Annotated in this window: 11 protein-coding genes; 4 read left to right on the plus strand and 7 right to left on the minus strand. The window is 72.7% G+C overall.

Annotation, left to right across the window (positions count from 1 at the left end):
- Positions 1 to 582: 582 nt before the first annotated feature.
- The 6 genes from ACFFF6_RS08275 to ACFFF6_RS08300 form a co-directional block, all read right to left on the minus strand.
- Positions 583 to 1,251: a DNA-3-methyladenine glycosylase gene (locus ACFFF6_RS08275; RefSeq protein WP_376979887.1), complete on the minus strand. Its 669-nt coding sequence runs from the start codon at positions 1,249 to 1,251 to the stop codon at positions 583 to 585.
- Positions 1,252 to 1,261: 10 nt separating this feature from the next.
- Positions 1,262 to 1,657 carry a metal-sensitive transcriptional regulator gene (locus ACFFF6_RS08280; protein ID WP_376979888.1) on the minus strand — a complete coding sequence of 132 codons (396 nt, stop codon included), beginning with the start codon at positions 1,655 to 1,657 and terminating at the stop codon, positions 1,262 to 1,264.
- A complete protein-coding gene (gene purB, locus ACFFF6_RS08285; protein ID WP_376979889.1) occupies positions 1,654 to 3,072 on the minus strand; it encodes an adenylosuccinate lyase in 1,419 nt (472 codons plus the stop codon). Before purB ends, ACFFF6_RS08280 begins: the two co-directional genes overlap by 4 nt.
- A gap of 113 nt (positions 3,073 to 3,185) precedes the next feature.
- A complete protein-coding gene (locus tag ACFFF6_RS08290; RefSeq protein ID WP_376979890.1) occupies positions 3,186 to 4,991 on the minus strand; it encodes an alpha-amylase family protein in 1,806 nt (601 codons plus the stop codon).
- A 32-nt stretch (positions 4,992 to 5,023) separates the two neighbouring features.
- On the minus strand, positions 5,024 to 6,007 hold the full coding sequence (locus ACFFF6_RS08295) for a hypothetical protein (protein ID WP_376979891.1): 984 nt from the start codon (positions 6,005 to 6,007) through the stop codon (positions 5,024 to 5,026).
- 41 nt (positions 6,008 to 6,048) lie between these two features.
- The gene (locus tag ACFFF6_RS08300; RefSeq protein WP_376979892.1) at positions 6,049 to 6,438 is read right to left on the minus strand and encodes a phage holin family protein; all 390 of its coding nucleotides are present in this window, start codon (positions 6,436 to 6,438) and stop codon (positions 6,049 to 6,051) included.
- 79 nt (positions 6,439 to 6,517) lie between these two features.
- On the opposite strand from ACFFF6_RS08300, the gene ACFFF6_RS08305 reads away from it, so the two are divergent.
- Positions 6,518 to 7,636: a histidinol-phosphate transaminase gene (locus ACFFF6_RS08305; RefSeq protein WP_376979893.1), complete on the plus strand. Its 1,119-nt coding sequence runs from the start codon at positions 6,518 to 6,520 to the stop codon at positions 7,634 to 7,636.
- Between the two features lie 7 nt (positions 7,637 to 7,643).
- Here ACFFF6_RS08305 and ACFFF6_RS08310 read toward each other — a convergent pair whose 3' ends face one another.
- Positions 7,644 to 8,468, minus strand: coding sequence for a spermidine synthase (locus tag ACFFF6_RS08310; protein WP_376979894.1), 825 nt, complete (start codon positions 8,466 to 8,468; stop codon positions 7,644 to 7,646).
- 99 nt (positions 8,469 to 8,567) lie between these two features.
- Between ACFFF6_RS08310 and ACFFF6_RS08315 the strand changes: the two genes are divergently transcribed.
- Genes ACFFF6_RS08315 through ACFFF6_RS08325 form a run of 3 tightly spaced genes read left to right on the plus strand, consistent with a single transcriptional unit; the run spans position 8,568 to position 12,164 of the window.
- The gene (locus ACFFF6_RS08315) at positions 8,568 to 9,854 is read left to right on the plus strand and encodes a Gfo/Idh/MocA family protein (RefSeq protein WP_376979895.1); all 1,287 of its coding nucleotides are present in this window, start codon (positions 8,568 to 8,570) and stop codon (positions 9,852 to 9,854) included.
- Entirely contained in the window at positions 9,851 to 10,825 is a 975-nt protein-coding gene (locus ACFFF6_RS08320) for a hypothetical protein (RefSeq protein ID WP_376979896.1), read from the plus strand. The genes ACFFF6_RS08315 and ACFFF6_RS08320 overlap by 4 nt, the downstream gene beginning before the upstream one ends.
- A gap of 49 nt (positions 10,826 to 10,874) precedes the next feature.
- Positions 10,875 to 12,164 carry an MFS transporter gene (locus tag ACFFF6_RS08325; protein WP_376979897.1) on the plus strand — a complete coding sequence of 430 codons (1,290 nt, stop codon included), beginning with the start codon at positions 10,875 to 10,877 and terminating at the stop codon, positions 12,162 to 12,164.

Genomic DNA, 12,164 nt, shown 5'->3' on the forward strand with positions numbered 1-12,164 from the left:
CGGCTCCCTGGTGGGGAGCACCTGGCGGGAGGCGGCGTCGCCTGCCCGTCGCGGCGCGGATCGCCGGTGGCGCCACTGTAGGAACGCCGCCCGGGCCGGGGCCAGGGTTTCGCGGTGACCGGCCGATCGGTCGACCAGAGCGGCGGAATGCTGCCCGGGACAGCGTTGGACCGCGCAGGATCAGCCGGGAACGTCCGGGCCGGTATGACCCGGAACACGTCGGGGCGGTTGGGGCCGGCGGTGCGGGGCCGTCCGGACGGGAGGTCCCGGAGGCCACGATCCACGTCGGCTGCCTCCGTCGTGCCGGACCGTCGCCTCGGGAGCGGTCCCCGACCGGTGGTGAGCCGGACGGACGTCCCAGTCCGGTCTCTGCCCGGCGATGAGCCAGACGGGAGCATCGTCTCGATCGCTGACCGCCGACGTGCCTGATCGCCCGACAGCTGTGCCGTTCCCGGTCAACCATCCGCCCATGACGCTGCAGGCGCAGCTCGGGCCCTGCGGGAGGGCCGCCTCGCACGGTGCGCTGAGCTCATGGGCGCACAGCGCCCGCTCGATCGGAGGCTGCGGACGATGCCGCCTCGTTCAGCCCCGGTTGAGCTTCGCGGGCCCGGAGACCGTGGGGTCTCCCGCGACGCGGAAGCGCCAGGGGAACAGGTCCGGGTCGCTGGCCTCCTCGCGCAGGCCGATGCGGGGTCCGGCGGCGACGAGGGGCTCGGGCAGCGACGGATCGCGAGGCAGCAGCTGCAGGGGAGCGCGGCCGGAGGCATCGGGGGCGCACAGGTCCAAGCCGTCGTCGTCCCAGCTGACACCGCAGGCGACGGTCGCGCGGCCCGGCCCCTGGGCGAGATCGCGGTCGCGTCGGGTGACCCCGCGGGCGCTGCGGCGCTGCCGGGCGAGCTCGGCTCCGGCGACGACCTCGCCCGCGCGGATCAGGCAGCCGGTGCCGATGCCCTCCGCATCGGCGACGATGTTCATGCAGGTGTGCAGGCCCATGTGCCGGTACACGTACAGATGCCCGGGCGGGCCGAACATGCTCGCGTTGCGGGCCGTGAGTCCGCGGAAGGCGTGGGAGCCCGGATCCTCGGAGCCGACGTAGGCCTCGACCTCCGTGATCCGCAGCCGGATCCCGCGCCCCGCGAGCTCGCAGCCCAGCAGCACCGGGGCGAGCTCCAGCACCGGCCGATCGAAGAAGGCACGGGGCAGGGGTGCTCGCTCCGCCCGGACGGGCAGGTCAGCTTCCGGATCCGTCACCGCGCCCCGGTCACTTCAGCAGCCGCTTCACGACCGTCATGACCTCGTCCATCTTCGTGTCGATCACGGCCGGGTCGCCGGAGCGGGCGGCCTCCTGCACGCAGTGATGGATGTGGTCGTCGACCAGCCCTGTCGCGACGGACTCGAGGGCCTTCTGCACGGCGGAGACCTGGGTGAGCACGTCGATGCAGTACGTGTCCTCCTCGATCATCCGCTGCAGCCCGCGGACCTGTCCCTCCACGCGCCGCAGCCGCCGCAGGTAGGCGGCCTTGTCGTCGTGGTACCCGTGTACGCCCGCGACGTGGCTTCCCGGGGCGGCCGCCTCGCCGGGCACTGCGCCGCCGTCGCCTGCCGCGTCATCCGCGGCAGCGGCGGGAGGTGCTGCGGGGAGCTCCGAGCCGGTCACGACCGATCCTCGTCCGTGAGGTGCCGCAGCAGCCGCGGCCCGTAGCCGACGTAGGTCGCCGGGCTCAGGGCCAGCAGACGCTCCGCCTCCGTCTGAGGCAGGCCCAGCCCCTCGATGAACTCGCGCATGCCCTCGCCGGTGACGCGCTGGCCGCGGGTGAGGTCCTTGAGGCGCTCGTAGGGGTTGTCCATGCCCTGGGCGCCCTGCACGCCGAGGGTGCGCATGACGGACTGGACGGCCTCGCCGAGCACCTCCCAGTTGGCGTCGAGGTCCGCGGCCATCGCCTCGACGTCCACGTCCAGGCCGGCGAGGCCCTTGCGGAGGTTCGCGATCGCCAGCAGCGAATGGCCGATCGCGGGGCCGACGTTGCGCTGGGTGGTGGAGTCGGTGAGGTCGCGCTGCAGGCGGGAGGTGACGAGGGTCTGGCCGAGCACGTCCAGCAGGGCGCCGGAGATCTCGAGGTTCGCCTCGGCGTTCTCGAAGCGGATCGGGTTGACCTTATGGGGCATCGTCGAGGAGCCGGTGCCGCCTTGCGCGGACAGGCGCTGGCGGAAGTAGCCCATCGAGATGTAGGTCCACACGTCGGTGGCGAGGTTGTGCAGGATGCGACCGGCGCGGGCCACGTCGGCGTACAGCTCCGCCTGCCAGTCGTGGGATTCGATCTGCGTGGTCAGCGGGTTCCAGGTCAGGCCCAGGTGCTCGACGAAGGTGCGCGAGACCTCCTCCCAGTCGGTGCCGGGGACGGAGATCGCGTGCGCGGCATAGGTGCCGGTTGCGCCGTTGATCTTGCCGAGGTACTCGTCGGCGGCGATGCGGCGGGCCTGGCGCGAGAGCCGGTGCGCGAAGACGCCGATCTCCTTGCCGAGGGTCGTCGGCGTCGCCGGCTGGCCATGGGTCCGCGAGAGCATCGGCACCTCGGCCGTCTCGCGGGCGAGGGCGGCGAGGTCCGCGATCACGCCCTGCAGCGCGGGCAGCCACACCTGCTCGATCGCGCCCTTGACCATGAGGGCGTAGGAGAGGTTGTTGACGTCCTCGCTGGTGCAGTAGATGTGCACGATCTCCGCGAGGGGCTCGAGGGAGGTTCCGGCGAGACGGCGCTTGATGTAGTACTCGACGGCCTTGACGTCGTGCACGGTCTCGCGCTCGATCGCGGCGTGCTCGGCGATGCCCTCGGCGCCGAAGTCCTCCGGGATGGCGCGCAGCAGGGCGCGCTCGTCCTCGGTGAGGGAGCGCAGGCCCGGGATGGCGCCGTGGTCGAGGAGGTGGATGACCCACTCGACCTCGACGATGATCCGGCAGCGGTTCAGGGCGGCTTCGGAGAGGTGATCGACGAGCGGGGCGACCTGGGCACGGTACCGGCCGTCCAGCGGGGTGAGCGCGATCGGCGGGGTGAGGTCGGCGAAGGTATGGGCCATGGGGTCCATTGTTCCATCACCCCCGGGGCCCGGGGGAGCGGGGTCCGTCACGGGCCGAGGTCCCGCGCCCGGCGGTGGGCCGATGGCCTGCGCCCGACCGGGGGCCGATGCGTTCAGCCGCGCGGTCGCACCTCCAGCCACAGCACGCCGTGCGCGGGGATCACCGCACCCTCGCGCAGGTCGACCTCGACATCGGCGATGAGCTCGCGGGCCTGCGGATCGAGGCCGGACAGGGTCACCGGATCCACGGGGACGCCCCCGTCGCCGACGTTCGCGAGCACCAGGAAGCTCGTGACCTCGCCGGGGCGCTGGAAGCCGATGACGCTGCGGTGGGGGACGTGGAAGGGCACGAGGTCGTTCCCGGCCAGCTGCGGGGCGTCGCGGCGGACGGCGAGCAGGCGCCGCAGCCGCTGGTGGACGCGCCCGGCGACGGTGCGCTCGTCCTCGCGCACCGCATAGGCCTCGGCGGGGCGGTGCGGGCGGCCCACCCAGCGGCTGTCCTCCGCCTCGGCGGGACGGTTGCGGTAGCCGTAGTCGTTCATCTGCGCGACCTCGTCGCCGAGGTAGAGCACCGGGATCCCGCCGGTGGACAGGGCGATCGCGTGGGCCAGGACGACGCGGTCCTCGCCGCCGGCGTCGCCCTTCTCGATCCCCGCGAGGGACGCGGTGGTGCCGGCGACGCGGGCGTCCCCGGTGCGGGGGTTCTCCTGGAACGCGGCCCCGCGCGCGAAGCTGCCCACCGTGCGGCCCACGTAGTAGTCGTTGAGGAAGCGCCGGTGCGCATAGCCGTCGATGCCGAGCTGGGCGGCGTCCTCGTCGGCGAAGGTCCAGCCGATGTCGTCGTGGCTGCGCACGTAGTTCACCCAGGCTGTGCCGGCGGGCAGGGCGTGGCGCCGCTCGAGGGCCAGGTTCAGCAGCCGCGCATCGCGGGTGGCGAGGGCCTCCCAGGTCAGCGCCATCTGCAACGGGTTGTAGGAGATCTGGCACTCGCCGGGGGAGATGTACTCGATCACCTCGTCGGGGTGGACGATCGCCTCGGACGTGAACAGCAGGCTGGGCGCGGCCATGCGCAGCACCTCGACGCCCTGCGCGGCGAGGAACAGCATCTCCCCGGCCATGGCGCGGAACACCGCCGGGTTCGCGTAGTTCAGGTCCCACTGGAAGTGGTAGAAGGTCGACCAGATCCAGCGGCCGTCCTCGAGCTGCACGAAGGAGCCGCGGTGGTCGTCGGGGAAGATCTCGCGCGTGGTGCGCTCGTAGGCGTCGGGCATCGCCCGGTCCTCGAAGATGAGGTAGAAGTCCTCGTGCTCCGGGTCGCCGGCCACCGCCTTGCGGGCCCATTCGTGCTCGTCGCTGGTGTGGTTGAAGATGACGTCGACCACCAGGGAGATGCCGGCCTCGCGCAGGGCCGCAGCGAGGTCCGCGAGGTCCTCCATCGTGCCCAGGCGCGGGTCGACGCGGCGGTAGCTGCTCACGGCGTAGCCGCCGTCGTTGTTGCCCTCGGGCACCGCGAACAGGGGCATCAGGTGCAGGTAGATCAGCCCCAGCTCCTGGAAGTAGCCGATGTGCTCGTGCATGCCGCGCAGCGTCCCGGCGAAGCGGTCGACGTAGCAGACCCCGCCGAGCATCCGCTCGGAGGCGAACCAGCCAGGATCCGCGGCGCGCTCGGCATCGCGTCGCTTCAGCTCCTCGGGCCGCTCCCGCCAGGACGTCGCGGCCAGGACGAGGACCTCGACGAGGGCGTCGTCCCGGTCCGCGCGCTCGCCGTAGATGCGGCCGAACAGATCGCGCAGGCGCGGGAAGTGCTCCGCGAACCGCGCCGCGAACTCCGGGTCGAAGGGGCCCACGCGGGACTCGGCGAGGTCGCGCGCCCGCTGGATCGCAGGATCGGGGGCGGCCGGTGAAGTGGTCACCGTCACATGATCGGGGCGACGCTCGATCCCCGGGCTGATCAGGGCAGGTCGTAGGACCCGCTCGCCGGCGCGAGGGACATGCGGTCCTCGCCGGCGGTGCAGTCGACGGTGCCCTCCGCGGGCACCGCGCAGACCACGCCATAGGCGTAGATGCTCGAGCCCACGGGCAGCTGCGGCAGGTCCTCCTCGAATCCGCTGCCGTCCAGGCGGAACGGGATGAAGGCGGGGTCCCCGTACCAGTGCAGGCCGCTCGCCTCCTCGTCCCCCTCGACGAGGGCCGCGCCGTTGGGCTCGACCTGCTCGCCGGGGCCCTCGACGGGGTCGGCGCCGGGGAAGGCGCCCATGCAGCCGACCAGGCCGCGCCCGCCCTCGGGCGAGGGCTGGATCGAGCACACCAGATCGGTGCCGGGGACGGTGAAGGCGTACCAGTTCCCGCCGTCGGACTGCGTGAAGGCCCAGTCGCCGACGGGCTCGACGCCCACGCCCGGGAGCGGCACGGTGCCCGGTGCCCCGGCGCGCACCCGCTGGTCGTCCTTCGTGCACCGCACCGAGTCGGTGAACAGGTCCTGGCCGATGGGGGAGGGCCACATCTCCCAGCCGCAGGTCCAGCCGGCGACCTCGACCGGCCGGAGCACATCGTCGGCGGGCTCGTAGGCCGCGTACATGTCCTGCACCTCCGCGCAGTCGACCTCGCCCTCGAGCACGAGGATCACGAGCTCGTTCTCGCCCGTGGTGCCGCACTCCAGGGGCGGGGCCGCCGAGGAGGGGGATGCGGAACCGTCGGTGCCCGCGGCGCTCGGCTCCGGGGCGGGCGTCTGCGCACCGCCGTCGGATGCTCCTGCCGGGGCCGATGCGGTCTCCTCGGGGTCGGTCGGGCTCGAGCAGGCGCCGAGCAGCAGCACGCCCAGCGCGAGCACCGCCCCCGCGGCGCGGAGCGATCGACGTCGCGGCGCGTCGGGGGCGTGCCGGGGCGAGGCCGCGAGCGGCGAGGACGCCGGGGACGAGGAGGAGGAAGGACGCATGGGGGTGCTCCAGGGGAGGATCGGGGCGGGTTCTCCCCGGGTCAGCCGTCCTCGCGGTCCACGCCGATGATCCCCTCGACGATCGCGCTCAGGATGCCGATGATGATGCCGGCCAGCAGCGCCCACCAGAAGGAGTCGAAGTGCAGGGTGAGCCCGAAGAGGCCGGAGAGCCAGCTGGTCAGCAGCAGCATGAGCGTGTTGACGACCAGCTGGAACAGGCCCAGGGTCACACAGGTGATGGGCAGCGCGAGCAGGGAGGCGATCGGCTTGACGATCGCGTCCACCAGGGCGAAGACGAGGGCGATCGCGAGGATCGTGAGGATCTCGGTCAGGGCCGAGGTGCCGCCGCCTCCGAGGTGCATCCCCGGAAGGATGAGGGCGGTCAGCCACAGCGCGAGGCCGGTGACGATGAGGTGCACGAGGAATCGCATGTCCCTATCCTGGCACGCGGGACCGGAGAGGTGCGGGACGGGGCGTCCCGTCCGCCGACGATCGACCTACCCTGGGTGCATGTCCGATCCCGATGCTCTTGCCCTCGATGCCGCGCCCGTGCGCGAGCAGATCCGCCTGCGCTCCGCCCTCGACGCGCTGCCCGCCTACGTGCCCGGCCGCCCGGCGGCTGATGACGGCATCATGCGCTTCAAGGTCTCCTCGAACGAGTCGCCCTTCGCGCCCCTGCCCGCGGTACAGGAGGCGGTGGTCGCCGCTCTCGCCGGGGCGAACCGGTACCCGGACATGGCCGCTCTGGATCTGCGCGCGGCGCTCGGCGAGATGCATGGTGTGGCTCCGGAGCAGATCGCGGTGTCCACCGGGTCGGTCGCCGTGAGCGGCGACCTGGTGCGCGCCCTGGTGGACGAGGGCGACGAGGTCGTCTTCGCCTGGCGGTCCTTCGAGGCCTACCCGATCCTGGTGGGCAGCCACGGCGGCAGGTCGGTGACGGTCCCGCTCACGGAGACCTTCGAGCACGACCTGTCGGCGATGGCGGCCGCGATCACCGAGCGCACCCGGCTGGTGATCCTGTGCACGCCCAACAATCCCACCGGCCCGGCGCTCACGACGCAGGCGGTCCGGGAGTTCCTCGCCGCGGTGCCCGAGCACGTCGTGGTCGCGATCGACGAGGCCTACCGCGAGTTCCACGATCCCGGGACGGTGCTGGACTCGGCGGGGCTGTTCCGGGAGCACGGGAACGTGGTGCTGCTGCGCACCTTCTCGAAGATGCAGGCGCTCGCGGGGCTGCGGATCGGCTACGCGGTTGCGCACCCCCGGCTCGCCCGTGCCCTGGGCCAGGTGACGGTGCCCTTCGGGGCGAGCCTGCTCGCCCAGGCCGCGGCGCTGGCGACGCTCGAGCCCGCGGCCGCCGCCCAGCTCGAGGAGCGCGCCGCGCTCATCCGGAGCGAGAGGAGCCGGGTCCTCGCCGTCCTGCGCGCGCAGGGATGGCAGCTGCCGGACTCGCAGGGGAACTTCGTCTTCCTGCCGCTCGGGGAGCGCAGCGCCGAGTTCGCGGCCTTCGCCGATGCCCGTGGTCTGGTCGTACGCGCCTACGGCGTGGACGGCGTCCGCATCACGATCGCGGAGGTCGCGGCGAACGACCGCAGCATCGAGGTCGCCGGGGAGTTCCTCCGCGCCTGAGGCGGGATCAGCGGCGTTCGATCCTCCGGACCAGCTGCGCGGTCTCGTCGGGATCGAGGACCGCGGCCGGGTGCGGCCCGGCCGCGATCCATGCCGCCTGCTGGGCGGCGGGCTCGGCGACGGCGAGCCCGTTCCCGATCCCTACCACGAGGTTCCCCTCGGTGCGCAGGTCCAGCAGAGCCTCGGCGCAGAGGGTCCAGGCACCGCCGACTCCCGCGCGCTCGGCGGCCGTCTCGAGCTGCCGCGCCTGCCGTGCGAAGAAGCGCAGCCCTGCGTCGTCGCCGATGTTCACCAGCAGCGCCCCGCCCGGGGAGAGGTGCGCGATCGCCTCGTCGTAGAAGTCGCTGCAGGCCAGATGCGTCGGGGACTCCTCGCCGGTGAAGACGTCCAGGACGATGAGGTCGAAGCGGAGGCTCTCCATCCGGGCCAGCTGCTCGCGGGCGTCTCCGATCACGACCCGGAGGTCGGTGCCGGGCGGCAGCGGGAGCCGGTCCATGACGAAGCCCGGCAGCTCGCGTTCGATCTCGACGACGACCTGCGACGAGCCGGGGCGCGTGACCTGGAGGTAGCGGGCCAGGGTGAGCGCCCCGGCGCCCAGGTGGAGCGTCGTGAGCGGGGCGCCGACGGGACGGAGGGCATCGACCATGCAGGTCATCCGGGCGAGGTACTCGTGCCGGACGGTGCGGGGGTCCTCGAGGTCGACGTGGGACTGCTCGCGCCCGTCCAGCGCGAGGACCCAGCCGTGCTCGCTGTACCCGTCCCGGGCGATGCGGGCGGCGGTCCCCGACCAGCCGAGGTGGATCTCGCGGGGGCGGGAGGAGGCGGGGCTCATCCGGGCATTCTCCCAGCCGAGGATGGACGACCGCGGTGTCTTGCACGGCGCGGCGGGGTGACGTAGCGTTTCCCCGTCACTTAGTTTCAAGGAGGAAATATGTCGTTCACCCTCGGCATCATCGGCATCGGACAGTTCGGCACGCACTTCGCGGAGCTGTTCTCCGCGCACCCGGACATCTCGGCCGTCTATGCCGTCGACGCGGTCCCGGAGCGCATCGACGCCCTCGAGGAGCGCGGCCTGTCCTTCGCCGGCCGCTTCGACACCGTCGAGGACCTGCTCGCCTCCGACGTGGACGCCGTCGCGATCTTCACCCAGCGCTGGACCCACGGGCAGATCGCGATCCAGGCGCTGCAGGCCGGCAAGCACGTCTACTCCGCAGTGCCGATGGCGATCGAGGAGGAGGAGATCCGCGGGATCTGCGCCGAGGTCGAGCGCACCGGCCTCGTCTACATGATGGGAGAGACCAGCCAGTACAACGCCGCGGTCGTCCTCGCGCGCCGACTCCATCAGCAGGGCGTGTTCGGCGAGGTCTTCTACGCGGAGGGCGACTACGTCCACGACATGGACCTCGGCTTCTACGACGCGTACAAGTACTCCGGCGGCGAGGCCTGGAAGTCCACCGCCTCCTACCCGCCCATGCTGTACCCGACCCATGCCGTGGGCGGCGTGCTGGGCGTCCTCGGGGACCGCCACGCCGTGTCCGTCTCCTGCATCGGCCGTCCGGACACGCGCGGGGACGGCGTCTTCGACAAGGACGTGTCCATGTTCGGCAACGACGTCTCCAACGCCTTCGCGCTGTTCGAGATGGACAACGGCGGCGCCTTCCGCACCAACGAGCTGCGCCGCGTAGGCTACCCCAGCCACAAGCGCGAGTCCCGCTTCCGCTTCTTCGGCGAGGAGTCCAGCTTCGAGGAGACCATCGACGTCACCTACTGGCACGACAAGCGCGACGCCCTCGAGGTCACCGACCTGATCCGCACCGAGAGCACGATGAGCCTGGACGATCCGCGCCTCGCGGACGTCTCGCCGACCCTGCGCGACGCCTTCGTCGCCGGTGCCGCCCGTTCCCACCACCAGGCCCGCCTCCCGCAGGAGTTCCAGGGCATGCCCAACGGGCACGAGGGCGCCCATCACTTCCTGGTGGACGACTTCGCGCGCGCCGTCGAGGCCGGAGCCCAGCCCGTCGTCAACGCCTGGCGGGCCGCGCGCTACACCCTGCCCGGCATCATCGCGCACCGGTCGATGAACGAGGGCGGCGCGCGCCTGCCCATCCCGGACCTGGGCGAATGCCCGCTGCCGGTGCAGGATCTCGACGTCGACCAGGCGCCGCTGGACCTGGCGGCGTTGACGGCTGAGGTCGAGGCCGCCAAGATCGAGGGATGACCGCCGCGAGGACGCCCAGCTCGACGCCGAAGCTCTGGGCCTGGCAGGCGCGCCTGCTGCGCCTGGGGGCCTCTCTGCTCCTGCTGGGCGTCCTCGCCCTCGTCCTCGCCGGGATCGTCGTGGCATCGGGCGTGCGCGATGCGGGTACGCCATCGGCCGACGGCAGCACGTATCCGCAGGTCGTGGGACCCATGGAGATCACCCTCGAGTCGCCGGGGCTGATCGGCGTCTTCTACCCCGCGGGAGGGCCCTTCCCCGACGGGACGTGCACGCTGACCGACCCGCAGGGCGCCGACGTGCCGATGCGCACCGGGACCGATCCCCTCGAGACGATGCGGATCGACGGCGTGGATCACTACGGGGTGGAGAGCTTCGAGGCACCCGCCGGGACCTCGACGATCACCTGCGAGAACGAGGGCTGGCGGGCCGGGCCCGCCTTCTCGATCGATCATCCCGATCCCGGCGCCGCCTTCCGCTCGGAGCTCACCGCCTATGCGAGCCTCAGCGCCCTGGGGCCGATCCTCGCCTCCGGGCTCGGCGTTCCGGTCCTCCTGGCCGGCGCGATCCTCGCGATCCTCGCCGCCCCCGGGGCGCCCGTGCCCTCGCGCACGCGACGCCGTGCCGGCCGCGCCGCGGCGGTGTCGCTCGCCGCAGGCGTCCTCGCACTCGGCGGAGCCGTCGCGATCCTCCTCGTCGGGATCCTGGGGGCCGTGCAGATCGCCACGGGCGGATCGACACGGCCGCTCACGCTGCTCGCCGTGATCGGGCTCGTCGTCCTGATCGTGGTCGCACCGTTCGTCCTGGTCGCCGTGGCGGCGCTGCTCGTGCGCCGCCGTGCCCTGCGGGCCGCGGGCACCGAGGCGCCGGAGGAGCCCGATGCGGCAGAATCGGAGCCGATGGAGCCCGCGGCCGCCCCCGCCCGCGCGCCGCATGCTGAGGCAGGATCCCCACCGGAGCCGCCCGCGTCGTGACCGGGGCGGCCGCCCGGGCATCGGCCGGACAGGAGAGGCGGCAGCGCGCGTGAGGCCCTCTATCGTCTGGGGTGCGGGTCTGCTGGCCTACACCTCCGCCGTCCTGCAGCGCACGACCCTCGGGGTCTCCGGCCTCGAGGCCGCCGACCGCTTCGGCACCTCCGCCTCGATCGTCGCCACCTTCGTCGTGGTCCAGCTGCTCGTCTATGCGCTCGCGCAGATACCGGGCGGCGTGCTGCTGGACGCCTATGGTGCCCGGGCCACCCTCACCGCGGGCGCCCTGCTCATGGCGGGAGGGCAGATGGTGCTCGCCGTCTCCGACCAGGTGGGGATCGCGATCCTCGCCCGCGTGATCGTCGGCGCGGGGGACGCACTGACCTTCACCAGCGCGATCCGCCTCGTGCCCGCCTGGTTCCCGGCCTCGCGCGTGCCCGTGCTCACGCAGCTGACCGGGATCGTCGGACAGCTGGGGCAGGTGCTCTCCGCGGTGCCCTTCGTCCTGGTGCTCAGCCGCTTCGGCTGGACCCCGGCGTTCTCCGCGGCCGCGGGCGTCGCCGTGCTCGCCGCGGCGATCGCGCTCGCCGTCGTGCGGGACGCACCGCCCGGCACCGGGGACGCGCGCCGCCGACCCAGCGTGCGGCGCCTGCCCGCGGACATCGCCGCGATCGTCCGCCACCCCGCCACGCAGCTGGGCTTCTTCACCCACTTCGCCTCCGGATTCCCCGGCATCGCCTTCGCCATGATGTGGGGGTATCCGTACCTGACCGCCGGAGAGGGCCTCAGCCAGGGCCTCGCCGGGACGGTGATGACCGTGTACGTGCTCGTGGGCATCGCGGCGGGGCCGCTGATCGGGGCGCTCACCCAGCGGCATCCGCTGCGTCGCTCCACGCTCGTGATCCTGGTGATCCTCGCGAGCTCCGTGCCGCTGGTGGCCCTGCTCCTGTGGCCCGGGCCCGCCCCGCTGTGGCTGCTCCTGCTGCTGGTGATCGGCTTCTCCGTGGGCGGCCCCGGCTCCTCCGTCGGCTTCGACTTCCCGCGCACCTCCCTGCCCGGCAACCGTCTGGGCACCGCGACGGGCCTGGTGCTGACCGGCGGGTTCCTGGGCGGCCTGATCTGCATCCTGCTGATCGGCGTCGTGCTCGATGCGCTGCGCCCGGACGGGAACTACGACCTGCAGGCCTTCCGTCTCGCCTTCGCCGTGCAGCTGCCCTTCCTCGTCGCCGGGATCGCCGGGATGCTCGTGACCCGCCGCGCCCTGCGCCATCGCATGGCCGAGCACGGCATCCGCGTCCCCGCCTGGCGCGAGGTGTGGCGGGAGCGGCACCGGCGGCGAATCTGA

This window comes from Brachybacterium hainanense, assembly GCF_042434575.1.
GTDB lineage: Bacteria > Actinomycetota > Actinomycetes > Actinomycetales > Dermabacteraceae > Brachybacterium > Brachybacterium hainanense.